General features: G+C 72.2%; 22 protein-coding genes. 9 read left to right on the forward strand and 13 right to left on the reverse strand.

The annotated features are described in order from the left end of the window. From EW117_RS17030 to EW117_RS17050, 5 genes are all read right to left on the reverse strand, one after another. Nucleotides 1–263 (reverse strand): hypothetical protein (locus tag EW117_RS17030; protein WP_207211908.1); only part of this gene is annotated, 263 nt, incomplete at its 3' end. Between the two features lie 213 nt (nt 264–476). Further along, the gene (locus tag EW117_RS17035; RefSeq protein ID WP_242504345.1) at nt 477–1,646 is read right to left on the reverse strand and encodes an aggregation-promoting factor C-terminal-like domain-containing protein; all 1,170 of its coding nucleotides are present in this window, start codon (nt 1,644–1,646) and stop codon (nt 477–479) included. 93 nt (nt 1,647–1,739) lie between these two features. Next, a complete protein-coding gene (locus EW117_RS17040; RefSeq protein WP_129787913.1) occupies nt 1,740–2,732 on the reverse strand; it encodes a TatD family hydrolase in 993 nt (330 codons plus the stop codon). Between the two features lie 21 nt (nt 2,733–2,753). Then, complete coding sequence (gene metG, locus EW117_RS17045) at nt 2,754–4,379, reverse strand: methionine--tRNA ligase (protein ID WP_129787914.1); 1,626 nt, start codon at nt 4,377–4,379, stop codon at nt 2,754–2,756. Nucleotides 4,380–4,488: 109 nt separating this feature from the next. Beyond that, nucleotides 4,489–5,715, reverse strand: coding sequence for a PQQ-dependent sugar dehydrogenase (locus tag EW117_RS17050; RefSeq protein ID WP_242504346.1), 1,227 nt, complete (start codon nt 5,713–5,715; stop codon nt 4,489–4,491). Nucleotides 5,716–5,784: 69 nt separating this feature from the next. Between EW117_RS17050 and EW117_RS17055 the strand changes: the two genes are divergently transcribed. Continuing rightward, complete coding sequence (locus EW117_RS17055) at nt 5,785–6,381, forward strand: isochorismatase family protein (protein ID WP_129787916.1); 597 nt, start codon at nt 5,785–5,787, stop codon at nt 6,379–6,381. A 49-nt stretch (nt 6,382–6,430) separates the two neighbouring features. Here EW117_RS17055 and EW117_RS17060 read toward each other — a convergent pair whose 3' ends face one another. Beyond that, on the reverse strand, nt 6,431–8,212 hold the full coding sequence (locus EW117_RS17060) for a dolichyl-phosphate-mannose--protein mannosyltransferase (RefSeq protein ID WP_242504347.1): 1,782 nt from the start codon (nt 8,210–8,212) through the stop codon (nt 6,431–6,433). 33 nt (nt 8,213–8,245) lie between these two features. Between EW117_RS17060 and rsmI the strand changes: the two genes are divergently transcribed. Then, entirely contained in the window at nt 8,246–9,121 is an 876-nt protein-coding gene (gene rsmI, locus EW117_RS17065; RefSeq protein ID WP_129787917.1) for a 16S rRNA (cytidine(1402)-2'-O)-methyltransferase, read from the forward strand. On the opposite strand, the gene EW117_RS17070 is transcribed toward rsmI, so the two are convergent. Further along, nucleotides 9,122–10,672 (reverse strand): family 20 glycosylhydrolase, encoded by a 1,551-nt coding sequence (locus tag EW117_RS17070; RefSeq protein WP_129787918.1) that lies wholly within the window; start codon nt 10,670–10,672, stop codon nt 9,122–9,124. A 49-nt stretch (nt 10,673–10,721) separates the two neighbouring features. Then, on the reverse strand, nt 10,722–12,341 hold the full coding sequence (locus tag EW117_RS17075) for a hypothetical protein (RefSeq protein WP_129787919.1): 1,620 nt from the start codon (nt 12,339–12,341) through the stop codon (nt 10,722–10,724). Nucleotides 12,342–12,562: 221 nt separating this feature from the next. On the opposite strand from EW117_RS17075, the gene EW117_RS17080 reads away from it, so the two are divergent. The 3 genes from EW117_RS17080 (at nt 12,563) to EW117_RS17090 (ending at nt 16,517) form a co-directional block, all read left to right on the forward strand. Next, the gene (locus EW117_RS17080; protein ID WP_129787920.1) at nt 12,563–13,681 is read left to right on the forward strand and encodes a DNA alkylation repair protein; all 1,119 of its coding nucleotides are present in this window, start codon (nt 12,563–12,565) and stop codon (nt 13,679–13,681) included. 126 nt (nt 13,682–13,807) lie between these two features. Then, nucleotides 13,808–15,655, forward strand: coding sequence for a serine/threonine-protein kinase (locus EW117_RS17085; RefSeq protein WP_165362731.1), 1,848 nt, complete (start codon nt 13,808–13,810; stop codon nt 15,653–15,655). A gap of 64 nt (nt 15,656–15,719) precedes the next feature. Next, the gene (locus EW117_RS17090; RefSeq protein ID WP_207211909.1) at nt 15,720–16,517 is read left to right on the forward strand and encodes an FHA domain-containing protein; all 798 of its coding nucleotides are present in this window, start codon (nt 15,720–15,722) and stop codon (nt 16,515–16,517) included. A gap of 162 nt (nt 16,518–16,679) precedes the next feature. On the opposite strand, the gene EW117_RS17095 is transcribed toward EW117_RS17090, so the two are convergent. The 3 genes from EW117_RS17095 to EW117_RS17105 all read right to left on the reverse strand — a co-directional run bounded on the left by EW117_RS17095 (nt 16,680) and on the right by EW117_RS17105 (nt 20,025). After that, a complete protein-coding gene (locus EW117_RS17095; RefSeq protein ID WP_129787922.1) occupies nt 16,680–18,224 on the reverse strand; it encodes a hypothetical protein in 1,545 nt (514 codons plus the stop codon). A 168-nt stretch (nt 18,225–18,392) separates the two neighbouring features. Then, a complete protein-coding gene (locus tag EW117_RS17100) occupies nt 18,393–19,259 on the reverse strand; it encodes an endo alpha-1,4 polygalactosaminidase (protein ID WP_129787923.1) in 867 nt (288 codons plus the stop codon). 112 nt (nt 19,260–19,371) lie between these two features. Further along, nucleotides 19,372–20,025, reverse strand: coding sequence for an SDR family oxidoreductase (locus tag EW117_RS17105; protein ID WP_129787924.1), 654 nt, complete (start codon nt 20,023–20,025; stop codon nt 19,372–19,374). Between the two features lie 95 nt (nt 20,026–20,120). Here EW117_RS17105 and EW117_RS17110 point away from each other — a divergent pair, with 95 nt between their 5' ends. Continuing rightward, on the forward strand, nt 20,121–20,960 hold the full coding sequence (locus EW117_RS17110) for a helix-turn-helix transcriptional regulator (protein ID WP_129787925.1): 840 nt from the start codon (nt 20,121–20,123) through the stop codon (nt 20,958–20,960). Nucleotides 20,961–20,969: 9 nt separating this feature from the next. Beyond that, nucleotides 20,970–22,001 (forward strand): SMP-30/gluconolactonase/LRE family protein, encoded by a 1,032-nt coding sequence (locus tag EW117_RS17115; RefSeq protein ID WP_129787926.1) that lies wholly within the window; start codon nt 20,970–20,972, stop codon nt 21,999–22,001. A gap of 31 nt (nt 22,002–22,032) precedes the next feature. Here EW117_RS17115 and EW117_RS17120 read toward each other — a convergent pair whose 3' ends face one another. After that, on the reverse strand, nt 22,033–22,824 hold the full coding sequence (locus tag EW117_RS17120; protein WP_129787927.1) for an ABC transporter permease subunit: 792 nt from the start codon (nt 22,822–22,824) through the stop codon (nt 22,033–22,035). Continuing rightward, the gene (locus EW117_RS17125) at nt 22,821–23,711 is read right to left on the reverse strand and encodes an ABC transporter ATP-binding protein (RefSeq protein ID WP_129787928.1); all 891 of its coding nucleotides are present in this window, start codon (nt 23,709–23,711) and stop codon (nt 22,821–22,823) included. Before EW117_RS17125 ends, EW117_RS17120 begins: the two co-directional genes overlap by 4 nt. Nucleotides 23,712–23,845: 134 nt before the next feature. On the opposite strand from EW117_RS17125, the gene EW117_RS17130 reads away from it, so the two are divergent. Further along, entirely contained in the window at nt 23,846–24,568 is a 723-nt protein-coding gene (locus tag EW117_RS17130; protein ID WP_277986474.1) for a response regulator transcription factor, read from the forward strand. Continuing rightward, nucleotides 24,531–26,003 carry a sensor histidine kinase gene (locus tag EW117_RS17135; protein ID WP_129787930.1) on the forward strand — a complete coding sequence of 491 codons (1,473 nt, stop codon included), beginning with the start codon at nt 24,531–24,533 and terminating at the stop codon, nt 26,001–26,003. The genes EW117_RS17130 and EW117_RS17135 overlap by 38 nt, the downstream gene beginning before the upstream one ends. Nucleotides 26,004–26,015 lie beyond the last annotated feature (12 nt).

Here is a 26,015-nt window from a genome sequence, read left to right on the forward strand (position 1 = left end):
AGACAGGCTGCGGGCTCCAACGCGGCAGTGATGGCCAGCCTTCCGCCCGGCTCCACGACCGGCATCGGCCCGGAAGGGTGGCCGGGCGGAAGGCTGGCCATCACTGCCGCGTTGGAGCCCGCAGCAGCGAACATCGCCGCGGGAAAGACCTCTTCCGCCGGTGGCGGCGGGCCGAAGTGCTCGGTGATGCCGACGTCGCCGTCGACCTCAGGGTTGATGAGTGAATCACTGGGGCTGCCCTGAGCCGGATGCGGAAATGTCACGCGAGTCCAGTCCTCGAGCGGTCCGGGCACGGGGACCGAGGCGGCGCGACTCCCGCGCGTCTCCCGCGCTGGGACACGGCCCGGCCGACCGATCCGGCGGTCCCAGCGACGGTAACTCCGCCCTTATCAAATGCAAGCCCAGTTCGGCAATAAAAGCGGAGATGCGTCCAGAACATTCGGCAACATCCCAAATGTCTGTGGGTGAAAACCGAGTCAGTACCAGCCGATCTCCACCGAGTGCGCCCACGCGGCGCACGGGGTGCCGTAGCGGCCGGAGATGTAGCCGAGACCCCACTCGATCTGCGTGGCAGGGTTCGTCAGCCAGTCGCTGCCGACGGTGGCCATCTTGGAGCCCGGGTTCGCCTGCGCGATGCCGTAGGCCTCGCTGGTGGGGTTGTCCGCGTTCCAGCGCCAGCCGCTCTCCTTCTGCCAGAGCTGGTCAAGGCAGGAGAACTCGTCGGCGCCCCAGCCGCGCTCGGCCGCCATCGCCTGGCCCAGCGCCCGGGCGGAACCCGGGTCGACGGGCGCCGTGGCCACGTCCATCGTCCCGACCACCACCACCTCGTTCACGGGTTCCCGGGTGACCTTCCGCTCCACCACGGTGCGTTCTACGACGGCGCCGCCGACGGTCTTCACCGCGTACTTCACCGTGGCCTCACCGGGCACGCCCGCCGTGCGGATCGACTCGTACCCCTTGGGCAGGCTCGAGTCCTCGACCTTCTCGGTCTCGAACGGCAGCACCTCGGTCACCGTGCGCGACGACGACGCGTCGCGGCTGACCATGATGATCATCCCGTCCACGGCCGCAGCGTCGAGCGGCACGGAGGTGACGTCGCCGTCGGCCAGCGCGATGCCCGCCTCCTTGAACAGCCCGCGCACCGTCGACTGGGTGGTGTTGAACTCGAGCACTGAGCCGTCCACGGCGATGTTCACCTTCTTGACCGTGGAGAAGCGGACCGGGTCGCGGTCCAGCCGGTCGGCACGGGAGGCCGTGGCGAGTGCGCCGTCGCCGCGCGGTCCCAGTGCGGCGAGCAGTTCCCCGACGGTGCCGGCGGTGGTGCGGAGCGTGATGGTCTGACCGTCGAGCTCGACGGTGACCTCTCGGCTGGTGCGGACCACCACGGTGCCGCCCGCGCCGACGCCGGAGCTCGCGGCCGGCTGCACGATGTCGTCCCGGCCCACCTCGATCTGCTGCGACGCGAGCGCCTCGGCGACCGTGTCGCCGTAGACACCGACCGTGCGGACGTCACCGTTGTAGTCGATGGTCAGGGTGGTCGCGTTGGCGACGTACAGGCCGCTCACGGCAACGAGAGTGCCGACGACGGCACCACGGACCACCCACCGGGCCGGTCTGCTCGCGAGCCACGGCCGTGCGTACCTCACCACGAGCACCAGACCGTAACGGAATAGACCCCGCGGGAAAAGGTATCCGGGCATGAAATGAAATGCCGTATTTCTCGCATCAAGGCGTCGTTCTTACCAATTGCCGTAGACGCGCTCCGAGTTCGCGGCGATGTCGGTGCACAGCACCGCGAGGTCCTCTTCCAGGTGAGCCGCCATGGCGCGAACGGTGTGGGCGGCGGCGAACGGGGCGTTCGGCTGCCCGCGGAAGGGGTGCGGCGTGAGGTACGGGGCGTCGGTCTCCACCAGGATCAGCTCGCGCGGCGCGACCGCCAGAGCCTCGCGCAGGTGGTGGTTGGCCCTGAACGTGACGGGCCCCGCGAACGACAGGTACCAGCCGTTCTCCGCGCAGACGCGGGCCATCTCGGCGTCGCCGCTGTAGCAGTGGAAGACAGTGAGCTCGGGGGCGCCGTCCGCCAGCAGGATTTTGATGACCTGGGCGTGCGCGTCCCGGTCGTGGATCTGCAGGGCCAGGCCCAGCTCCTTGGCCAGGGCGATGTGCGCGCGGAAGCTGCTCCGCTGGGCCTGCTCGCCGCGCGGGCCTGTGCGGAACAGGTCCATGCCGGTCTCGCCGATCGCGCGGATGCGGTCGTTGCCCTTCGCCAGGTCCGCGATCTCCGCGATCGCGTCGTCGAGGCGCACCGAATGGTGCTCCGCGAACTCGGCGGTGAGCCCGTCCGGCCCCATCTCGTCCACCCCGGCATGCAGCACGGCCTCGTTGGGATGAACGGCAAGCGCCCCCACCACCCGCCCCCCTTGTTGTGGGCGGGATCGTTGCGATGTTGTGCCCGCTGCAGGCGCAACGGTCGCGCTCACAAGCTGGGCGGTCCAGCGGGCCGAGGGGAGGTCGCAGCCCACCTGGACCACACGGTCGACGCCCGCCTGCGCCGCTCGGGCCAGGTGGTCGGCCACCGTCGGCGGCCAGGCCTGGCCCGGCGGCTCGGTCTCCGGCGCGGCGGCCGGCAGCACGGCCGCGATGTGGTCGAGGTGGGTGTGGTTGTCCACGACAGGGACGGGCAGCGGCTCCGGATCGGCCGGAAATCCGCGCTCGCGTATGCGCTTTGCCATCGTCGGGTCGCTCGGGGTCCCTCAGGCCGCCGGGTCCTCGAGGCGCGGGAACAGCGCGGCGCCCTTGGTCACCGTGGTACCCACGGGCAGGACGCCGAAGACACCCGCGCCATCGAGCGGCTGCGCGTCGAGCGCACCGAGGGACGCCTCCGCGCCGAGCAGCTCCCACAGCCCGGCCGCCGCCTTGGGCGTGACCGGGTTGAGCAGCACGGCGAGCGACCGCAGCGCCTCCGTGGCCGTGACGAGCGAGGTGGCGAGGCGTCCGCCGTCGACCCCAGCGCCCGACTCGTCGGTCTCGCCGGGCTCCTTCGCGAGCTTCCACGGCTGCGTGTCGGCGAGGTAGCCGTTCGTGGCGTCCACGAGCGTCCATACCGCCGCCACCGCGTCGTGGATGGCCAGCCGGTCGATCGCCGCCTCGGCGTCCGCCACGGCCTTGGCCGCCACCTGGGCGAGCGCGGTCTCGGCGTCCGTGAGCTCGCCCGGCGTCGGGAGGGAGCCGCCGAAGTACTTGCCGATCATCGCCGCGGTCCGGGACGCGAGGTTCCCGAACCCGTTGGCGAGCTCGCCGTTGTACCGGGCGGTGATGTCCTCCCAGGAGAACGAGCCGTCACCACCGAAGGCGATGGTCCGCATGAAGTAGTAGCGGAACGCGTCCGAGCCGAAGGTATCGATGATGTCCGACGGCGCGATGCCCGTGAGCTTCGACTTGCTCATCTTCTCGCCGCCCACCAGGAGCCAGCCGTGCGCGAAGACGGTCTTGGGCAGCGGCAGGCCCGCGGCCATGAGCATCGCCGGCCAGATCACCGCGTGGAACCGCAGGATGTCCTTGCCGATGAGGTGCACATCGGCGGGCCAGGTCCGCGCGAACTGCTCCTTGCGCTCGGGGTCGCTGCTGTCCAGGCCCACGGCCGTGGCGTAGTTGAGCAGCGCGTCGAACCACACGTAGAGCACGTGCGAGGAGTCCCACGGGATCGGGACGCCCCAGTCGAACGTGGAACGCGAGATCGACAGGTCCTGCAGGCCCTGCTTCACGAAGCCGGCGACCTCGTTGCGGGCCGACGCCGGCTGCACGAACTCGGGGTGCTCCTCGTACAGCGCGATCAGCCGGTCCGCGTACGCGCTCATCTTGAAGAAGTAGTTCTGCTCGGAGAGCATCTCGACGGGCACGCCGTGGATGGAGCAGAGCTTCAGGCCCTCGTAGTCGCCCGTCCCGTCGATGAGGTCGCCCGGGAGCTTGTACTCCTCGCAGCCCACGCAGTACGGCCCCTCGTAGGACCCCTCGTAGATCTCGCCCTTGTCGTACAGGTCCTGGAGGAACGCCTGCACCGCGGTCTCGTGCCGCTCCTGCGTGGTGCGGATGAAGTCGTCGTTGCGCACGTCGAGTGTCTCGAGCACCGGCTTCCACGCCGACTCGACCAGCCGGTCCGCCCAGACCTTCGGGGTCACGCCGTTCGCCTCGGCGGTGCGCAGCACCTTCTCGCCGTGCTCGTCCGTTCCCGTCAGGAACCAGACGTTCTCCTGGCGCTGACGGTGCCAGCGCGTCACGACGTCGGCCGCGACCGTCGTGTACGCATGCCCGATATGGGGGGCATCGTTCACGTAGTAGATCGGCGTCGTGAGGTAGAAGGTCTTCTCGGCTTCCGGCATGACGTCAATGGTAGTTGGGTCGGGGCCGAGGGCCACGCGCTTTCCACAGGCTGCCCGACGGCGCCGTCGTCGCGCCTCAGGCTCCACAAACCTAGACATCCGCCAGAATTCACCCGGCCGGCGTCAGCGTCACCCGTAGCAGCCGGTCGTCGTCCTCGGCGGGACTGCCCCTGCCGTCAGTGTTGTTCGTCAGCACGTAGAGCTCGCCGTCAGGCCCCGCATGCACCGCGCGCAGCCGGCCGAACTCCCCCTCCAGCAAAGCCTGCGGCTCACCGAACCCCGGGCTCTCGCCGGCCGCCACGGCCGAGGACTCCCCGAGCAGCGGCACGCGCCACAGCCGCTCCCCGCGCAGCGACGCCAGATAGACGGCCTCCTCGGTCACGGCCAGGCCCGAGGGCGACGCCTCCGACGTCGGCCACCACGCCACCGGGTCGGTGAACCCGGCTTCGCCCCCCGGCCCCTCGACGTCGGGCCAGCCGTAGTTGGCGCCCGGCTCGATGACGTTGAGCTCGTCGAGCTGGTCCTGCCCGAACTCGCTCGCGAACATCCGCCCGCTCGCGTCCCAGCCCAGGCCCTGCACGTTGCGGTGCCCGAGGGACCACACCGGCGAGCCGGGATCGGGGTTCCCGGGCGCCGGCTCGCCGTCCGGCGTGATGCGCAGGATCTTGCCGCCCAGCGACTCCGGGTCCTGGGCGTTGGTGGTGTCGGCGGCGTCACCCGCGGCGACGTACAGGTGCCCGTCCGGCCCGAGCGCGAGCCGTCCCCCGTTGTGGTTCGAGGCCTTCGGGATGCCGTCGAGGATCGTCGTCAGGTCCCGCAGCTCCAGGCTGTCGAGCTCCAGCTCCGCGCGCAGCACCGCGTTGTCCTGCTCGCCCGTGCGGTACAGGAAGACGGTGCGCGTCGGCCCGGTGTCCTCCGGGTCCACGGCCACGCCCAGGAGGCCGCCCTCGCCGTCGGGCGCGGTCTGGTCGGCCAGCTGCTGAGCGCCCCCGGACGGGTCCAGCGGCACGACGTCGCCCTCCGGGCTCACGACCGCCAGCCCGGCGTCGTCCCGCAACGTGACGAGGAACCGCCCGCCCGGCAGCGGGGCCATGGCCCACGGGACCGGAAGCTCCTGGGCGACCACCTCGACATCGGCTGTCGCCGGCCCGTCCCAGGGATCGTCGCCCGACGGCGCGGGAGGCGCCGACACCGTCCCGCTCGCCGAGGCGGTAGGGCTCGGCGACACGACCCCCGGGTCGGGCGAGCCGGTGCAACCGAGAAGCAGCAGGGCCAGCCCTGCCGACCCGGCGATGGCGGTACCGGAGCGCCGCGGCCCGGCGGTGATGGAGTCCACGACCCCATCCAAGCAGTGTGCGGCCGCGGTTGCTGCCATCCCCGCGGTCGCAGTGGCAGAGTGGAAGACATGAGCCTCACCGAGTCCGAACCTCTGCGCCGGGCACTCATCGTCGTCGACGTGCAGCCCACGTTCTGCGAGGGCGGCGAGCTCGCCACGGAGGGCGCAAACGAGATCGCGCACCGGGTGTCCGCCTACGCCGCCACGCACCGCGACCGGTACGCGACCGTGCTCACCACCCAGGACTGGCACATCGACCCGGGCGAGCACTTCAGCGACAACCCGGACTTCGTCGACTCGTGGCCGCCGCACGGCATCGCCGGGACCCCCAACGCCGAGCTGCACCCGGCGCTGGCCGATCTCGACCCCGACGTCCGGCTGAAGAAGGGCCAGTACTCGCACGGGTACTCCGGCTTCGACGGCGCGGACGAGCAGGGTCGCAGTCTCGCGACGATCCTGGCGGAGGCCGGCGTGACCGAGGTCGACGTCGTGGGCCTCGTGGAGTCGCACTGCGTGAAGCACACCGCGCTCGACGCGCGCCGTGCGGGCCTGGCGGCCCGGGTGCTCACCGACCTGACGATCCCCGTGTCACCGGAGCAGGGCGAGGTCGCGCACAAGGAGCTGACGGCCGCGGGCGTGGAGCTCCGCGACTCCGCGACCCTCTGACGTGTCAGAAGCACAGGTCACCCGGGTGACCTGTGTCTGACACGTGCGGTCAGATCCAGCTCGGGAACAGCATCAGCCGCTGCCAGTACTCGTACGGCACCGGCATCGCCGTCCAGATCGGGTAGTAGAGCACGCTCACGCCCACGATCAGCACCACCAGCACGGCGGCCAGCCAGCTCACGAGGCGCCGGTCCGCGCTCCTGCGCGGCGTCCGTTCGAGCCCGACCGCGAGCAGGTACACGAGCGTCAGGATCACGAACGGCGTGAACACGATCGTGTAGAAGGTGAAGATGGTCCGGTCCGCCAGGGGCCAGGAGTACAGGAACCAGGGCAGCCAGCCGGCGGCGATCCCGGTCAGGGCGGCAGCTCCGCGCCAGTCGCGGTACCGGATCGCGAGCACCAGCACCACGGGGATCGCGAGGGCGCCCAGCCACCACAGCAGCGGGTTGCCGAGCGATGTCACGGCGGTCGCGCAGTCGCCGACGGCGTCCGCGGGGCAGGGCCCCTGGCCGGGTGTGAACTTCTCCCAGAAGAACGACGTCGGCCGCCACTGCACTATCCAGCCCAGCGGGTGCGACGCGTAGCTGTGCTCCGAGTCCAGGCCGGTGTGGAAGTCCCACATCATCCGGTGGTACTCCCACAGCGACCGGCCGGCCTCCCAGCCACCCTGCGCCCAGCCCCAGTCGGGCCACCAGCCCGGTGGCGAGACGCCGTTCACGGCCGCCCAGTCCCGCAGGTACGACTTCGGGTGCGCGAACCAGGCGGACCACGAAGCGACGTACACCGCGGCGACCGTGGGCAGCATGATCAGGGCGGCCGGGACGGCGTCGACCACGAGCGCGTCCTCCCACCAGCGCTCGACGCCGGCCGTGCGGCGCGCCGTCATGTCCCATACGACGGTGAGGATGCAGAACGCCGCGACGAAGTAGAGGCCCGACCACTTGACGCCGCACGCGAGGCCCAGCGACATCGCGGCGGCGAACCGCCACCAGCGGAAGCCGAGCCGTGGCCCGTACTTGCCGATCGCCCCGCCCGCCTCGACGATCTGCGCCACCCGGTCCGCGAGCCGGCGCCTCGCCCACTCACGGTCCAGCACCAGGCAGCCGAACGCGACGAGCACCCAGAACATCAGGAACTGGTCCAGCAGGCCCGTGCGGGAGTGCACTATCGCTTCGCCGTCGACCGCGAGCAGCAGCCCGGCGACCAGGCCCAGCAGGGTGGACGAGAACAGGCGCCGGGCGATCCGCACCATGAGCAGCACGGCCAGCACGCCGATCACCGCGCTCGCGATGCGCCACGCCATCGGGTCCTGGGCCCCGCCCATGAGGCGCATGCCGATGGCGATCATCCACTTGCCGACCGGCGGGTGCACGACGTACTCGGCCTCGTCGGTCTTGTACGAGCTCACGTCGCCGGCCTCGAACGCAGGGTTGGGCTCGTCAGGCCACGCGGCCTCGAAGCCGAGGCTGGCCAGCGACCAGCCCTCCTTGACGTAGTACGTCTCGTCGAAGACCAGCTTGCCGGGGCGGCCCAGCTCCCACAGCCGCGCGCCGGCGGCCACCGCCGTCACGAGGAGCGCGCCGAACACGCCCCAGAACCGGTCCGCCACGGTCCGCCCGAGGGCGAGGCGACGCTCGCCCAGCAGGTCGCGCAGGAGGCGGTCGCGGACGGGAGGCTCGGGTCGCGGAGGCCGCCCGACGGCGGGGTACGACCCGGTGGGCGTCATCTGTCCGCCCACCGCCTCACGGCGCATGTGGGCGCCGTATGTTCCGGGCAGAGCCTGCTGCGCTCCGGTGAGATGCGCTCCTGTGGCGTCAGGCTGCTGAGACACCGGGCCAGCATAGAGCGTGGGACAGTGTGGTTCATGACCGACCCGTCCCCGGCTCCCGGGCCAGTGCCCGAGGCCGGATCCCTCGTCCTGGCCGCCACCCCGATCGGCAACACGGAGGACGCCTCACCCCGGCTGATCCGGCTGCTGGCGGAGGCCGACGTCGTGGCCGCCGAGGACACCCGGCGCCTGCACGCGCTCGCCGGGCGGCTCGGCGTCGAGGTGCGCGGCAGGGTGACCAGCTACCACGAGCACAACGAGACGGCCCGCGCGGACGAGCTGCTCGACGTCGTCGCCGGGGGCGGCACGGTCGTGGTCGTGACCGACGCCGGGATGCCGTCCGTGTCCGACCCCGGGTACCGGGTCGTCGAGCGCGCCATCGAACGCGGGCTGCGGGTCACCGTCGCCCCGGGGCCGAGCGCCGTGCTGACCGCGCTGGCGCTGTCGGGACTGCCGACCGACCGGTTCACGTTCGAGGGTTTTGTGCCGCGCAAGGCCGGCGACCGCGCGCGGACGCTCGGCGCGCTCGCCGCCGAGCCGCGCACCATGGTGTTCTTCGAGGCGCCGCACCGGATCGCGGAGACGCTGAGCGCCATGGCCGACGTCTTCGGGGAGACCCGGCCGGCCGCCGTCGCGCGGGAGCTCACGAAGACCTACGAGGAGGTGCTGCGCGGGCCCCTCGTCGATCTCGCGGAACGCGCGGCGGCCGAACAGCTGCGGGGCGAGATCTGCGTGGTCGTGAGCGGGGCGCCGGCGGTGCAGGCCAGCGTGGAGGACATCGTGGGCGAGGTCCTGGAGCGGGTGGCCCAGGGCGAGCGCCTCAAAGCAGCCGTCGCGGAGGTGGCGGAGACCGCCGGCGTCCCGAAGCGCGACCTCTACGCGGCGGCCCTGGCGGCCCGCCCCGCGAAGTAGTCACCAGTCGATCTGCGGGGTCGGGTGGTAGGTCGAACCCTCGCGGCGCCAGGTGGCCGCCTCGATCGCCACCCGGTCCCGGAACGATGCCCAGTCCTTGGCCTCCGGCCGGGACCAGGCGGTCTCCGCGACCGCGGCGAGTCGTGGCAGCAGCATCGAGAACAGATCGTCCCGGTTCAGCATCGTCTCGGTCCAGACCGCGGCCGACACGCCCTCGACGGCGGACTCGGGCAGGCCGTCGATGACCGTCGCGGGGTCCCAGTCGTAGGAGTCCCGCAGCTCGACGAAGCCGGCCCAGTGCAGGCCCAGCGGGTGCTCGGGCGTGTACTTCATGTCGAGGTAGGCCCGGTCGGCCGGCGACAGCACGAACTTGGCGCCGGCCCGCGCGGCCCGCACCAACGGCGCCGGGTCGGGCCGGGTGTCCCAGTACTGCAGCAGCGTGCCCGGCCGGACCAGGACTGGCCCTTCGCCGTCCGCCCGGTCGTCCACCGAGTCGTCCACCGAGTCGTCCACCGAGTCGTCCACCGAGTCGTCCACCGAGCCCGCCGCCTCCTGCCACGCGACCGGGGTCTTGCCTGCCTCCGCGATGAGCTCCTGGCACAGCACCACGAACCGGCCGAACTCGTCGGCCTCCATCATCAGCACCTCGTCGCCCCCGAAGTGCACCCACGGCCCCAGGGTCATGCGCGCGACGTCGGTGAACACGTCCCGCAGGAACGGCTCGGTGGCCGGCAGGTCGAAGTGCAGCTTCGAGAAGCCGACCTCGATGCCGTCGTAGGCCTCGGTGGCCTCGCCGGAGGGCATGAGCTCGCCGTAGGCGTGGGTCGCCGCGTTGACGTGCCCGGGGACGTCGATCTCGGGCACGATGACGATCTCCCGCTCGGCCGCGTACTCCTGCAGCTCGCGGTACTCGTCGGTGCTGAGGAACCCGCCCGGCGCCCCCGACACGGCGCCCTGCGACGACAGCTTCGTCAGCGCGGGCCGGGAGGGGATGTCCAGGCGCCAGCCCTGGTCGTCGGACAGGTGCAGGTGCAGGCGGTTCATCTTGTACGAACCCACGAGGTCGACGACGGCCCGCAGGTCCTCGGGCCCGAACCAGTGCCGCACGACGTCGAGCGACAACCCGCGCCACGGGTATCGCGGCGCGTCCCGCACGACGACGGCGCCGACCTCGAGCGCGCCGCCCGCCTCCCCGCGTCCCGCGTTGAGCAGCTGCCGCAGGGTCCGCACACCGTGCAGCAGGCCCGCGCGCTCGGGCGCCGCGACGGTCGCACCGTCGGCGGTCACCGTCAGCGTGTAGCGCTCAGGACTCTCGGAGCCGGCGGGGCCGGCCGCGGGGTCCTGCGTGAGGACAACGGGCACGCCGTCGCGGGGTCCCACGGCGGCTCCCGAGGCGGCGAGCAGCTCACCCGCGAGGCGCGCGGTCACGTCGTCGGGCGCGTCGATGGTGACGGCGGTGAGGTCGAGCACCCCCTCGCCCGGCTCGAGGTCGACAGGTGCGGGAATGACGGCGTCGGCGACGACGCCCGCGCCGCTGCTCACGGTGGTCACGATTGTTAGGGCCCCTTCGCTCCAATGGATGAACCGAAGTTTGGCAGGTTCAGCCGGCGGAGACCAGGCCCAGGAGCGGTTCGGTGGGCATGATGCTCGTCGGGTCCGCGGGCACCTCGCTCGGTGCGGACCAGCCGAGGAAGGTGTGCGCCGGGATGTCACCGGCGACGTCGGCCCAGACGCCGTCCGCGGTGGCCTGGCCCTCGCTGGGGGCCGCAGCCGTGAAGACCACGGCGACCTGCGGCGGGATCCGCAGGTCCGCGCGGTCCACCACGGACGCCGACGTCGACTGGTGCACCTCCAGCATCACCTGGGGCAGCCCCTGCGCGGTCGCGATCTCGGCGAGCCGGTCCACGACCGCCTGCAGCTCCGCGACGGGTACCGCACCGGTCTCCGCGCCGTTGCCGGCCATGCGGAACTCGGGATGCACCGACAGGCCAACGCCCGGCTTGGTCAGCAGGGGCTCGAGGTCGTCGAGCTGCGCGGCCAGCGGCTGGTTGCCGGGCGCGATGTCGAGCAGGACGAGCTGCCCGGCGTCGCGGATCGCGTCCACGGCCGGGGTGATCAGCTCCAGCGGCTGCTCTTCGATGTAGTCGCCGTCCTCGCCCGGCGAGCTGGACCGGACGCTCGCGACGACGGTGACCAGGGGCGCGCCGCCCAGCGTGTCGCCGTTGAGCTCGGCGGCGTCCACGGCCCGGGCGGCGTCGGCCGCCGGGTCGGCGACGCCGGCCGGCACCGCGTACGACGTCGACACGTACCGGCCGGGGAACAGCCGCAGCGTGCCGTTCGGCAGCGTCTTGCCCGACGTCGCCACCGTCACCTGCCAGCCGAGATCGTCGGCCGACCCGAAGCCGCTGCCGATCCCGACCACGCCGAGGGGATTGAGCGTGCGGATGGTGTCGACCGTCTCCGGGCTCGTGGCGATGTTGCCGCCCGGGATCTCGACCGGGACGGCCCCCGCGGCGAGCGCCGTGCCGATCGCGGCCTCGTGACCCAGCTTCGGGTCCACGACCACGAGGATCTCCTGCAGCAGCTCCGGATCGGCGACGTCGGGGATCTCCGCGCGGAGGCCGTCGACGTCGGCCTGGTCGAGGCGGTCGGCCGTGGGCATCTCGACCTTGGCCGGGTTCCGCTTCTTGTCGTCGCCGTCGCCGCGCCCGGCGGAGGCCGCGGCCTCGGCGGCGGCGCTCAGCGCTCCGGGGTCGAAGCGGACGACCTCGGCCTCGCCCGTGGCGTCGCCGACCTCCGCGACGGCCTCCTCGTCGCCGACGACGACGACGGTGTCCGCACCGAGACGTTCGAGCTCGGCGACGACGTTGGTGTCCGAGACGCCCCCGTCGGTGAGCAGCACCGGGGCGGTGACGGCGGCCCCGGTGGCCGCCGCGGTCGCGCGGGCGTCGGCGTCGTCGGCCGGAGCGAGCACGGCGACCGGGGAAGCGTGGAAGAAGGCCTGGCTCGCGGTGAGCGCGAGCTCGGCGGGGTCCGACGAGTCGAGCACCAGTGTCGGCCCGGAGGGTTCACGGACCTGGAAGTTCTCCCCCGTCCTGCCGTCGACGCCCTCGGCGGTCGGCACCGTGCAGCCGGCGAGGACGAGGGCGGTTGCCGCGAGCAGGGCCGCAGCGGACGCAGGTCGGTGGTGCGGGACGAATCGGGCGTTCCGGATGACCACGACCCACATTCTCCCCCACAGGGCGACGAAGTGGAAACCCTGAGGTGGCGACAAGCCCAACGTGGCCGGGCCGCGGGATGAACTCGCGGCCCAGGCGTTGCCGTACGCAGACGCCGTTTTCACCCGCACGATCACCCACGCCGGTCCGAGTGTCAGACACTCACGTCACCCTGGTGACCTACACACCTGACACGTCGTCCTCGTCGAGAGAGAAGCCACCCATGCCGTTCGCCGACCAGCTCATCAGTGACCAGACGGCCAGCGCGCTCACCGCCGCGGTACGCGCGGCGGCGCCGGACGCCGTCCTGCGGGCGCTGCCGGCGACCGCGGGCCGGCTCGGCGACCTCTCGCTCCGCGAGCGGGCGGACCTCTTGCGGGACGCACTCCTCGCCGACCTGCCGGGCGGGTACGAGGATCTCGCCCGCGTGGTGCGGGCCGCACGGGACGGCACGACGCCGTTCGGCGGCTGGCTGATCTGGCCCGTCACGAGCGCCGTCGCGACCAGGGCCGTCGAGGAGGACGCGGACGCCGCCTTCGACGACGCGATGTCCCTCCTGGCGGACCTCACCGGCCGCCTCACGGCGGAGTTCGCCGTCCGGACGCTCCTGCGGCACGACCTGGACCGGGCCGTCGGCGCCGTCACGGCCTGGACCCGGTCGGACGACGTCGACGTACGCCGCCTGGCCAGCGAGGGCACCCGCCCGTACCTGCCCTGGGCGGTCCGCGTGCCGGGGATCCTGGCCCGTCCCGGGGTGACGGTGCCCGTCCTCGACGCCCTGTACCGGGACGAGAGCGACTACGTGCGGCGCTCGGTCGCGAACCATCTCAACGACCTCAGCCGTGACCATCCGGAGCTCGTGGTCACCACGGCGGGGCGCTGGCTCGCCGAACCGGCCGCGACGACGCCGGGCCTCGTTCGCCACGCGCTCCGGACGCTGGTCAAGCGCGGGCACCCGGGCGCGCTGGAGCTGCTCGGCTTCGGGCCGGCGACGCTCGAGATCGACGGGCCGGTGCTCGACGCGGCCAGCGTGCCCTATGAGGGGACCGTGCGGTTCACGGCGGCGGTGCGCAACGTCGGCGCCGAGCAGGCCCGCCTGTCCATCGACTACGTGGTGCACCACGTGAAGGCCAACGGCTCGCAGACCGCCAAGACCTTCAAGCTCACGACCCGGACGCTCGCGCCGGGCGAGCAGATGGAGATCAGCCGGGAGCACTCGTTCCGGCCTATCACCACGCGGCGCTACTACCCCGGCCCCCACGCCGTCGCCCTCCAGGTCAACGGCGTGGCCACGGACCGTGCCGTCTTCGAGCTGGAGGCGCCGGCGGGTGCGGGGGCGTAGCCGGGCTCCGTGCCGGGAGGGGTCCCGGAACCCGAGATCACCACTGTTCTCCCACCTCACCCGTGCTATAGCGTCGTTCCCGCACAGCGCGCGGACGGGCGTGTCATCCAGGGGGAGAAACGACAGGTGCACACCGGGCAGATCATCGAGGGCCGCTACCGGCTCGAGGAACGTCTCGGGGCCGGGGGTCACGGCGAGGTCTGGCGTGCCGCCGACCTGAGGCTGCACGAGCGGCCCGTAGCGCTCAAGCGCACGCGGTACGACGGCGACGAGGGCGGCGCGAACCGCGTCCGCCGCGAGGCCGAGAACCTGGCGCGGATCAGCCACCCGCACGTGGTCGCCGTGCACGACGTCGTGGACGACGACGGCGAGGTCTGGGTGGTCATGGAGTTCGTGGCCGGCCGGCCACTCTCCGAGGTCGGGCGGGTGCGGGCCGAGGAGGCCGCCCGCTACGGCGCCCAGCTGGCCGGCGGCCTCGAGGCGGTGCATGCCCACCGGATCCTGCACCGGGACGTCAAGCCCGCCAACGTGCTCGTCACCGACGACGGGTTCGCGAAGCTCGCCGACTTCGGCATCTCCCGCCCCCTGCACAACGACGAGACGGTCACCGCCACCGGAGCGCTCACCGGGACCCCTGGTTATCTCGCTCCCGAGGTCGCCAAGGGCGGACGGTTCACCGAGGCCGCCGACGTGTGGTCGCTCGGCGCCACGCTGTACTACGCGCTCGAGGGCACCAGCCCGTTCGGCGACGACAACGCGCACGCCCTGCTGTGGAAGACGGTCTCCGAGGATGTCCGGCCGCCCACGAGGGCCGGCAGCGTTGCCCCGGTCATGTTGCGGATGCTCGCCAAGAAGCCCAGCGACCGGCCGCGGCTCCGGCAGGCCCGGCAGGAGCTGGCGGCCCTGGCGGGCGATCCGACGGCAGGCGTCGGGCCGGGCTCTGCCCGGCAGCGCCCGCGACCCCGCTGGGTAGTGGTCGCGGCGGCCGCGCTCGTGCTGGTGGCCGGGCTCACCACGGCCGCCTGGTCGGCCCTGGACCGCGAGGAGGCCGGCGGGACTCCGGGCACCACCGCCGATGGCGGCACGACGGACGCGCCGTTCGGGAGCGGCACCGGGACCGCGGGCATCATCGGGGTTCCCGCGACCGCCGACCCGTGCGCGCTGCTCGACGTCGAGGCGCTCGGCGCGTTCGGCCTGACGCGGCTCGACACCGACAACGGCGAGCTCAACCGCTGCGACGTCTTCGTGACGAGCGACGACGGTGCCGTGACCGAGGTCAGCATCAAGCTCTGGCACAACTCCGAGGACCCGACCGAGCCGAACCGGCGCGTCGGCCGGATCACGGTGGTGGACGACGAGAGCGACCTGCCCGACGAGTGCAGCCGCAAGCTCTTCCTGCCGGGCGGCGGCTACAACATCTCGCTGGACGCCGAGGCGGAGTCGGGCGACGTCGACGACCTGTGCGCCCTGGCCGACGCGACCCTGAACCAGGCCACCACCGTGCTCAACGACGGCCCGATCCCGCGCCGCGAGCAGGCTCCGCCGGCGGGCTCGCTCTACACGCAGAGCGCGTGCGACCTGCTCACGGGGGCGCCGCTGGAACGCCTGCCCGGCGTCGACGCCGTCCACCCCAACGTCGGCTTCGCCGAGTGGGACTGCCGGTGGGAGACCGACGACGGCAAGGACCTCCGCGTGCTGTTCCAGCACAGCGACCCGCGCAACGAGGACGACGGCGAGCGCCACGTGTTCAGCGGGCGCGAGGCGTACGACGAGGGCGACTCCTGGTCCGCGGACTCGTGTCTCGTGTCCATCGTGAACCGCGTGGCGCCCAGCGTCGACGGGGACGGGGAGACCGTCGCGGAGCTCGTCCGGCTCCAGCTCGAGGCAGGCGGTGACGAGTCGGTCGACGAGCTCTGCGGCCTGCTGCTGGATATCGCCGAGCCGGTGGCCGCGGCGCTGCCCGCCGCGTCCTGACGGGCTCGGGAGGGGTCCCCGGGCGGTCGTGCCACGCTCGCGACGGGAGTAATTGGAGGTCGCCATGACAGACATCCCGCAGATGGAGGGCACGGAACCGCTCTCCCCCAGCCACGCGAGCCTGGCGTTCGGCGTGCCGACGTCGGACCCGGGCACCATCTATGCCCTCTCCGTGTCGGGCGGCATCCGGCTCGGCGCCCGGGAGGAACGCACGGTGGTGTTCGGGCGGAACCGTCCCGAGGTGCACGTGTGCGTCGGCGAGGACGACCTGCGGATCAGCCGCAACCAGGGCACGGTGACGTTCCGGGGTGGCCAGTGGTGGCTCACCAACACCGGGCACCGGGCGCTCCAGCTGCCCCGCTCGATGACGCTCTTCCCGGAGGACGATCCGTACCCGGTCGACGCCGGGTACACGCCGGTGTTCGTCAACGGCACCGCACGGCGCCGGCACCTGCTCGAGCTGTACGTCGCCGGGGAGGACGGGCGCCTGCCCCGGCCGGCTCCCGACTCCGCGACGCTCAAGGACAAGCCCTGGAAGCTCCGCGCCGACGAACGGCTGGCCCTGGTCTCGCTCGGGCAGAAGTACCTGCTGCACGAGGCCTACCCGCAGCCCTGCACCTGGCAGCAGGTCGCCGCCGACCTCAGTGGGCTGCGGCCCGAGGAGCAGTGGAGCGGCAAGCGCGTGGAGCACCTCGTGTCCGGCGTCCGACGGCGGCTGTCGCGAGCCGGGGTGCCCGGGCTGACCCGCGAGGAGGTCGGCGAGCCGGTGGGCAACATGCTCAACCACAACCTCATCACCGAGCTGCTGCAGACTCGCACCCTGGTCCCGCCGGACGTCCTGGTCCTGGAGGACCTGGCCTGATCCTGCTGAACCGCAACCCCTGCCGAAATAGAACTCTGGCGAGGTAGAACTCTGGCGAGGTAGGACTGCAGCGAGGTAGGACTGCAGCGAGGTAGAACTCTGGCGAAGTAGAACCGTGGCCGAGCTACGGTCCTACCTCGCCAGAGTTCTACCTCGGCAGGGTCAGCTCTGGTAGACCTCGAACATTCCGCGCAGGTCGCCGGAGGTGAACGACGAGCGCTTGGTGTCCCGCGGGACGAAGATGCCCGTGTACGACTCGACCAGGATGCTCGGCGGGCAGGGCTCGCCGAACTCGTCCGAGAAGGCCGCGACCTGCCGGCCGGTCCGGACCTCGTAGAGCTTCACGTCGAACCGGCTCGCGTAGAAGTCCACGTCCGACCCGAAGGGGCCGATGTCGCTCTCGTACGCGCAGGTGTCCTGGTAGGAGCCGTCCTTGGGTCCGTCGACGCACGCGACGAGCACCATGTCCTCGAGGCTGCTCGCCCGCCAGGGGCGGGGGAAGGCGTGCGCGACCGGGTCGATCCCGTACACCCGCATCGGGTTGCCGCCGCTGCGCCGGTACGGCGCGGCGCCCCGGTACGGCTCCGGGTTGGCGCAGTACCGGTCGGCGGTCAGCAGGTCGCGCACGTGCTTGCGCTGGATCCCGGTGATCACGTCGTACAGCTCGTCGGACGCGGCGTCGGCCCTCCGGTCGTCGCGGTAGTCGTGCAGGAACGCCTCGTAGGTGTGGCGCGACGACGTCAGCTCGTCGGCGTCGGCCAGGGTTCTGGCGCACCCGAGGATCCGCCTCGGCACCTCGTCCGACGCCGCCGCGACCGGCTCGGCCAGCTCCGGCGCCTTCCAGCCCTGGCCGTCGACCCACTCGACGACGTCGCGGACCTCGCAGTGGTCCGGCTCCTCGGCGAGGTCGGTCAGGAACGCCTCCGCCACCGACTCCACCCGTCCGGACTGGCTCGGGGCCTCGTCCAGTGTCGTCTCGAGCTGCTCGAAGCCGGCCTCCAGCGCCTTCTGGTCGACGTGGCCGGAGGCGTACGTGGCCTTGAGCAGGTGCCCGGCGCGCAGGGGCCCGGCGCCATCCCACAGTGCCCTCGGGTTGTCCATGTACACCTGGAGCTCCGCGGCAGCCTCGCGCCCCTGCTCAACGGGCCCGAGCGCCTCGAGCAGGAGCCCGCAGGCCGCCAGGTCCGCCTCACCCTCCAGCGCCATCGACCCGTACACCACACGATCGGTCGGCCCGATGCGTTCCAGCAGCTCGCTCGCCCGGTCGCAGTCGCCGGCCGCGTGGGCCTCGGCGGCGGCGTCGACCGTGCGCGCCGTGTCGACCCGCAGCCCGACGACGGTGGCCGCCAGCGCCACGACGACCGTGCCCGCCACGATGCGCTGGGTGAGCGGGCGTTCCGCCGAGGCGACACGCCCTGGTCGCGCCAGCCACCACCCGTGCGCGATCATCGCCAGCCACCACACCGCGAGCACGATCAGCCAGCCGGGGACACCGGGAGCGGCCGCGAGGATGCCGACCAGCACCACCGTGCCCGCCAGAGCCGCGGCGAAGAGTCCGAACCGCCGCAGGAACGCGTAGCCGAGGCCCAGCAGGGTCGCGTTGCCCAGCAGGACCGCGAGCAGGTCGGCCGTGGGCCGTTCGGGCCAGACGATGTACGGCGAGCTCGCCTCGCCACCAGTGGGGGGCGTGCCGCTCTCGGGATCCATGGGGTGCTCCTTTTGTCGGGTCCGCGCTCAGTGAAGCGCAGCCCGCCGGGGACCCCTCCCGAGCCGACGAAGTCGGCGACGTCACAGGTCAGCTCAACGAACGGCCAGCGGTCAACTGCGCGCGAGCGACACCCTCACGACCACTACGGCGACGGTGCGGACCCGGGCTCAGCACTGCTCGTACGCGTACGCTGCGTCGTCCGGGCCCACCAGATCGCGATCGCGCAGGATCGTCAGCGGCGCGCGGTCCGGGTCGGCGCAGGCGGCGTCGAACCCGTCCGGGAGGTTGTCCGTGTACTCGATCTGCAGCACCTGCTCTCCGTATACGCCGCTGTAGGAGCCGCACTCGTCGTAGGCCGCGCACTCCTCGGTGACGGCGAAGTCGAACCCGAGCTCGCGGCCCTCCGTCGTCGCCTCCGCGGCATTCTTCTGCCCGATGGCGAGGCCTGCCTCGTGGGCGAGGTCGATGTAGGCGCCGGCGAGCGCCAGGGCGTCCGCCTGCTCGATCAGGCCCGTGCTCCGGTCGGTGAACCGCGTCCAGGTGTCGAGGTTGTCGATCTCGACACCGTCGAACCCCGCGTCGGCGCATCCCGTGAGCACCGGGCCGAGGATGGCGAGGATGCGGTCGCGCCGCGCCTGCGTCGACGGGTCCAGGACGTACTCGTCGGGCCAGTCGGAGTCGACGACGAGGTCGCCGGCTGCATCGTGGAGCAGGAGATCCTCGTTGCCGTCGAGCCACAGGTCCGCCTCGCCGGGCTGGGTCTGGAAGCCGTTGACGTAGCAGATGTTGTAGGCCCTGGCGGCGGGATCGGCGGTCGCGTCCCGCACGACGACGTCGAGCCCGCCCTCCAGCTCGTAGGCGGTGCCGAGCTGATAGTCGAACCGGCCGTTCGTCGGAGGGAGGGTCACGTCGGTGACCTCGACGGACGCGCTGTCCTGCCCGGCACCCTGCCCGGGCCCGGGCAGGGATCCCGACCCATCCTGGCAAGCCGTGAGCGTGAGAACGACGAGCGCGATGGCGACCAGCTGGGGCATGCGCTGATCGTAGGGGCGCCCTCCCGGCGGCAATACGCGAGGCAGCCAACTGCTCACCCGGAGTGATCGGGCCACCGGACCCGAGGTCACCGGAACCGCCGACCCACCAGCCTCACGGGGCAGCAGCGGCAACCGCCTCCGCGATCGGCGTCCCGCCGTTGCCGAACGGGATGGTGCGCCCAATGGTGCTGTCGTCCGCCAGGACCGCGGCGATCACACCGGCGACGTCGGCCCGCGAGACCCGGCCCCGGCCGGGGTTCGCCACCTCGATGAGCCCGGTGGGCTCGTCCAGCGTGAGCGGGCCCGGCTGGAGGATCGTGTAGTCGAGCGTCGAGGCACGCAGGTGCTCGTCGGCAGCGGTCTTGGCCTCGGCGTAGGCGAAGAACGAGTTGTCCTCGGGCACACCGTGGCCGGGCCCCGCCCCTAGGTACGACACCATGACGTAGCGCATGACGCCCTCCGCGTTCGCGGCGTCCATCGAGCGGATGGCGGCGTCGCGGTCGACGGCGTAGGTGCGCGCCGGGTTCCCGCCGCCCGCGCCCGCCGACCAAACCACGGCGTCATGTCCCTGGACGACGTCGCCGAGGCCGGCGGTGTCGAGGTGCTCGACGTCCGCGACCAGCGGGACGCCTCCCGTGGCCGCGACCTCGTCCGCGTGGTCGGGATTGCGGATCACGCTCGTCACGACGTCGCCACGCTCCACCAGCAGTGGGGCGAGCCGGAGCGCGATCTTTCCGTGGCCGCCGATGATCAGGACGCGGGGCATGGTGCTTCCTTCCGTGAGGTTCGGCTCCAGGCTATGCCGGAAGGTGGTATCGACGAGTCCTGGTTGTGTCTGCGTGCCGGAACAATACTGGCGACATGGAACGGACCGATCTCGCAGGCTTCCTCCGACGCCGACGGGCGCTGCTCCAGCCAGCAGCTGTCGGCCTTCCGGCCGGGGGACGACGTCGGACGCCCGGGCTTCGCCGCTCCGAGGTCGCCCAGCTCGCCAGCATGTCACCGGACTACTACGCCCGACTCGAACAGGGCCGCAGCCCCCAACCATCGGCCCTGATGCTCGCATCGCTGGCCCGCGCCCTGCGGCTGACGGTCGACGAACGTGACCATCTCTTCCATCTCGCCGGTCATCACGCCCCACCTCGCATCGGTGGCGACGAGCACGTCAGCCGCGGACTCTTCCGGCTGTTGGACGGGTTACGGGACATGCCCGCCCTGATCGCCTCCGACCTGAACGTCGTGCTCGCACAGAACCCGATGGCGGACGCGCTGCTGGGAGAGCAGACCTCCTTCAGCGGCCTCGCCCGCAGCTGCACCTACCGGTGGTTCACCGACTCGGAGATGCGCGGGCGCTATCCCGTCGAGGACCACGAGCACGAGAGCCGTGCGCTGGTTGACGACCTGCGGGCGGCCCTCGCAGCTCGCCCGGCGGATCCCGTGGCGGACGAGCTGGTCGGGGCGTTGCGCGCCCGGAGCGCGGAGTTTGCCGAGCTCTGGGCCCAGCACGACGTCGCAGTCCGGCGCAGCGACCGCAAGCGCATCCTGCACCCGGCGCTCGGGCTCATCGAGCTGGACTTCGACGTCCTGGCGACGGACCGGCATGACCAGCGCCTGATCGTGTACTCACCCGCGCCGGGCAGCGCCGCGGTCTCGCAGCTGGAGCTGCTGGCCGTGCTGGGCCCGGAACTCTTCACCTCGTAAGGAATACCTGTGTACTCCCACCACAGCAACGGGCTGCGGCGTTATGCCGCCGCGCTCGGCCTCGCCGTCCTGCTCACCACGGTTGCGCCGGTCACTACGGCCATCACCGCCCAGGCCCCGATGGCGGACCCGGGCACCACGTGGACGCCCCCGGACCACGCTGCCGACACCTGCCTGGGCGACGTGCGCGTCCTCGCCCACTTCGACCGGGCCGCGGGGCAGGCTGCCGAGAGCATCGCCCCGGAGCCTGGCGGTGGCGCGGTCATCGGCATGATCCCGGGCCGCCAGGTGGTGCGGGTCGCGCACGACGGCGCTGTCCAGGTACTCGCCACCATGCCGCCCCCACCAGGAGGCGGTGGCACCACCCCGGTTGTCGGGAGTCCTGTGGTCACCGGGACCGCCCGGTCGGACAGCGGTGCCGTGTACTTCCTCTACTCCTCCGGGGAAGGTGGGCTGACCGGGATCTGGCAGCTCCGCCGATCCGGCGAGCCTCGGCTCGTCGTGCCGCTGCCTGCCGACACCATGCCGAACGCCCTGGTCATCGACGACAGGCGGGACCGCTTCCTGGTCACCGACTCCAGCGGCGGACGCATCTGGCAGGCGCCGCTGCGCGGGGGCGAGGCCACCGTGTGGTCGGCGGACCCGGCGTTGGCGCCCAGTGGGTTCTTCGGTGCCAACGGCCTGAAAATCCGCGACGGAGCGGTGTGGGCGAGCAACTCCGACCACGGCACAATAGTCCGCATCCCGGTGACCGAGGACGGCGGCTCCGGCCGCGCCGAGGTCCGGGCCACGGGGCTGGAGGGCATCGACGACTTCGACTTCACCGGCCGGGGCACCGAGATCCTCTCCGCGATCAACCAGACCAGCAAGCTCGTGCGGGTGGGCCCGGACGGCTCCCACGCAACCCTGCTGGATACCGAGGACGGGATGCAGGGGACCACGGCCGTCGTCGTTCGAGGACATCGGGCCTACGTGACCAACGGCGCCAACCTGGCCGGGAACGACCCGAACCTGATGGTTGCCGAGCTGCGGCGGTGCTGACACGCCTCCGAAGGAGGCACCGCCCTCCCGCTCACGCATCCCGCCGCCGCAGGACCCAGACCGCCGCTGCGACCGCCGCTCCCGCCCACCCGAGGAGCGCGAGCCCATCGGCCCACTGCCCCTCCATCAGCCGCCATCCGATCGGGCTCGGCGTCCAGTCCCCGACGGTGTTGACCCACGGCGCCTCGATCCGCACGGACAGCATCCGCAGCAGCTCGGGAACCATGAGGAGCAGAAGGAGCACGACGGAGAGCGCCCCGGCGGTGCGGCGGACGAGCGTCGCCAACCCCAGCGAGAACACGGCGAGCAGCGCCAGGTAGACGGACGCGGCGAGCACGGTCTCTGCTTGCGCCCCGTCGAGAAGCGGGAGCTCGCCGAACCTTACAGCCGTGAGCAGGAGTCCGCCCCCGGTCACCAGGAGCGACGTAACGAGCACTACACCGCCCACGACCAGCGCCTTGGCGATCATGATCCGGGTGCGCCGCGGCGTGCACGCCATGGTGACCGTGATCGACCGGGTCGCGATCTCGCCGGTGATCGCCACGATCCCGAACGCCGCCAGGACGTATTGCACGAAGTACGACACCGCCCCCAGCACGGGAGCCACGGAGTTCGGTGTGGTGGGGTCGCCGTCGCCGGGCTCGAGGAGGCTCGTCAGCACGACGATCGCGGCGGCCCCACCGAGGTACCACCAGGTGGAGCGCAGGCTCCACAGCTTGATCCACTCCGAGCCGATCGCGTCGCCGAGCCCGGTCCGGGCGGCGGCCGTCGGCGGCTGGGCGGCGGGCGCGGTGCGCACCGCCTGCGCGGTGGTCGCACTCATGCCTCACCTCCTGCGGTGTACTCCACGGCATCCGCGGTCAGGCTCATGTATGACTCCTCCAGGGTCGGTTCGGTCGCCTCCAGCCGGTGCAGCAAGAGGCCGAGCTGGTGCGCGAGCGCGCCGACCTCTTCGGGCCGCACGCCGGGGACGGTCAGCTCGCCGTCGCCGGTCCATCGCGCGCCGTCGAGCCGCTCCGCGAGCGCCTCCAACGCGGGCCCCCGCACGCGTGAGCCGGTGGCGGTGAGCAGGTTCGCCATGGGCTCGTCGGCGATCACACGCCCTTTGCCGAGCACGACCAGCCTGTCGGCGGTCTGTTGCATCTCACTCATCAGGTGTGAGGACACGAACACGGTGCGGCCCTCGGCGGCGAGGCCGCGCAACAGGGTGCGGATCCAAGTGACCCCGTCGGGGTCCAGGCCGTTGACGGGCTCGTCGAGCATGAGCACCCGCGGGTCGCCGAGAAGGGCTCCGGCGATGCCGAGCCGCTGGCTCATGCCGAGCGAGTAAGTGCCGGTGCGACGTCGTGCGGCGGCGGTCATGCCGGTGCGTTCGAGGACCTCGTCGACGCGGCGCGCGGGGATGCGCTGGCTGCGTGCCATGGCGCGCAGATGGTCGCGTCCGGTGCGGCCGGGGTGCACCGCCTTGGCGTCGAGCAGGGCGCCGATCGTGGTCAGCGGGCGGTCCAGGTCGGCGTACCGGCGCCCGTCGACCAGCGCGGTGCCCGACGTCGGCGCGTCCAGCCCCAGGATCAGGCGCATCGTGGTGGACTTGCCGGCCCCGTTCGGACCGAGGAACCCGGTGACGGTGCCGGGTTCGAGGTGCAGGGTGAGGTCGTCGACAGCGGTCTTGTCGCCGTACCGCTTGGTCAGGTTCTTCAGCTCGATCACCCAGTGAACCTATGGCGGCCGCCCGACGTGGGGATCCCGTCGATCGGCACTCGCACTACTGTCGTTCGTCAGGTCTTCTCCACAGGCGGCCCCACGGCCGCCGGGCGCGGCCCTCGCCCGGGTACCGTCGATCCGTGAGCGAGATCCGCGTCCTCCTGGCCGACGACGAAGCCATGATCCGAGCGGGCCTGCGCACCATCCTCACGTCCGCCGACGACGTGGACGTGGTCGCCGAGGCCCCTGATGGTCTTGCCGCCGTCACACTCGCCCGCACGCACCAGCCCGACGTCGCCGTCCTCGACATTCGTATGCCGCAGCTGGACGGGCTGGCCGCCGCCGAGGAGATCCGGCGCGCGGTTCCGAAGACCAGAGTGCTGATGCTGACCACGTTCGGCGAGGACGAGTACATCGCCGCGGCGCTCGCCGCCGGCGTGAGCGGGTTCCTGCTCAAGTCGGGCGACCCGGCCGAGCTGATCGCCGCGGTCCGGGCGGTGCACGACGGTGCCGCGTACCTCTCGCCACGCGTCGCCGCACGCGTGATCCGGCTCCTGGACGACGGCGGCCGAGGCCCTGCCGGATCGGCCGCGGACCGCCGTCGGGCTCGCGCCGGAGAGCTGGTGGCCGGCCTGTCGCCGCGTGAACGCGACGTGCTGTCGCTGCTGGGCGCCGGCCTGTCGAACGCGGAGATCGGGTCCCGCCTGTTCCTCGTGGAGGGCACGGTCAAGGCGTATGTCAGCTCCGCGCTGGCCCGGCTCGGCGTACGAAATCGCGTGCAGGCCGCCGTGCTGGCCCACGAGGCCGGGCTGGTCGACGAGACGCGTGTCGATCACGAGGTCGACGGGCGAACCGGTGCGTAGCCAGTTCTCCCCAGGACCGCCGCCGGGCCGGTCCGGCCCACCTGACCGCCGGCCCTGGTCGATCCGGCTCGCCGTCGATGCCGGCCTGCTCGCGGTCCTGGTCGCGTTCGCGCTGGTCAGCGACAACGAATCAGAGGGAGCTGCCAGGTGGGGCGCCACAACCCTGCTCGTGGCCGCCGTCCCGCTGCTGGTCGTGGCCGTGGCCGTCGCCCGCCGGTGGCCCGTCGTGGCCGCTGTCCTGCCAGGCACGCTGTCCATCGTCGCGAGCGGAAATCTCTACACCGGCCAGCTCGTCGTCGCGCAGTTCGTGTTCTCGTTCCTGCTCGGCCGCCGGACCGACGGACGGCGGGCGCTGGTGGGTCTAGGCGCCGTCGTGGTCGTCCTGATCGGTGTGTTCGCGCTGGTCGTGGCAACCGGCGGGACGCCGGGGACTGCGGACGACTGGTTCGAGATGCTCACCGGGCTCGTGCTCCAGGTGCTCGTGCCGTGGGCGGCCGGGCAGTACGTGTACCAGTACGGCGAGCTCGTCCGCGCGGGCTGGGCCCTGGCGGAACGGCTGGAGCACGAGCAGGAACGCGCCGTCGGGCAGGCTCGCCTGCGCGAGCGCGCCCGCATCGCGGGCGACATGCATGACTCGCTCGGCCACGACCTCAGCCTGGTCGCCGTCCAGGCCGGAGCGCTCGAGGCGAGCACCACCGACCCTCGGCAACGGGCAACCGCCGCGCAGCTGCGCGAGTCCGCGGCCGCCGTCACCGGGCGGCTGCACGAGGTCGTGACCATGCTGCGGGACGACGCCGAGCCCGCCCCCCGCGACGCGCCACCCGGCCTCGCCGCGACCGACGGCGACGAGATAGCGGCGCTCGTGGAGCGGGCCGCCGCCTCGGGAATGCGGGTGACCCTGACTCCGTGGGATGAGCAGGGCCGCGGCCGGCCGGGCGAGATCACCCCGCCCACTGCTCGTGCCGCCTATCGGGTGGTGCAGGAGTCCCTGACGAACGCCGCCAAGCACGCACCAGGTGCCGCCGTCCGGGTCGCGCTCGCCCAAGAGGCCGCCGCGGGCCGCGACCTCCTGGTCGTCACCGTGACGAACGACGCCCCACCCCATAGACCGACGAGTGACGGCACGGGGTACGGGCTGATCGGGCTGGACGAACGAGTCCGCATCGCCGGGGGCAGCCTGTCTGCGGCGGCAACGCCCGACAGCGGCTTCGAGGTCACCGCCCGCCTCCCGCTCCGAGGCAGGGACGCCGGAGACACCGCCTCACCCAACCCCGCGCACACGATCTTTCCCGCGCGTCCGCCCGGGACGGCACATGCCGAGCTCGTCACTGCCCAGGCCCGGCTCCGCCGCGGCATGCTCGTGACGTTCTGGACGCCGACGCTCGCCGGCGTCGCGCTCCTCGCGGCGTACCTGTTGGGCGGCGGGCGGCTGTGAGGCCGCTCTGAG

The organism is Promicromonospora panici, assembly GCF_900608595.1.
GTDB classification, from domain to species: domain Bacteria; phylum Actinomycetota; class Actinomycetes; order Actinomycetales; family Cellulomonadaceae; genus Promicromonospora; species Promicromonospora panici.

Coding starts and splice junctions, on each gene's coding strand:
- EW117_RS17095 (WP_129787922.1), bottom strand. CDS start 18,224: ATGGATCCCGAGAGCGGCACGCCCCCCACTGGTGGCGAGGCGAGCTCG.
- metG (WP_129787914.1), bottom strand. CDS start 4,379: ATGCCGGAAGCCGAGAAGACCTTCTACCTCACGACGCCGATCTACTAC.
- EW117_RS17120 (WP_129787927.1), bottom strand. CDS start 22,824: ATGAGTGCGACCACCGCGCAGGCGGTGCGCACCGCGCCCGCCGCCCAG.
- EW117_RS17105 (WP_129787924.1), bottom strand. CDS start 20,025: ATGCCCCGCGTCCTGATCATCGGCGGCCACGGAAAGATCGCGCTCCGG.
- rsmI (WP_129787917.1), top strand. CDS start 8,246: ATGACCGACCCGTCCCCGGCTCCCGGGCCAGTGCCCGAGGCCGGATCC.
- EW117_RS17055 (WP_129787916.1), top strand. CDS start 5,785: ATGAGCCTCACCGAGTCCGAACCTCTGCGCCGGGCACTCATCGTCGTC.
- EW117_RS17080 (WP_129787920.1), top strand. CDS start 12,563: ATGCCGTTCGCCGACCAGCTCATCAGTGACCAGACGGCCAGCGCGCTC.
- EW117_RS17110 (WP_129787925.1), top strand. CDS start 20,121: ATGGAACGGACCGATCTCGCAGGCTTCCTCCGACGCCGACGGGCGCTG.
- EW117_RS17090 (WP_207211909.1), top strand. CDS start 15,720: ATGACAGACATCCCGCAGATGGAGGGCACGGAACCGCTCTCCCCCAGC.
- EW117_RS17040 (WP_129787913.1), bottom strand. CDS start 2,732: ATGGCAAAGCGCATACGCGAGCGCGGATTTCCGGCCGATCCGGAGCCG.
- EW117_RS17100 (WP_129787923.1), bottom strand. CDS start 19,259: ATGCCCCAGCTGGTCGCCATCGCGCTCGTCGTTCTCACGCTCACGGCT.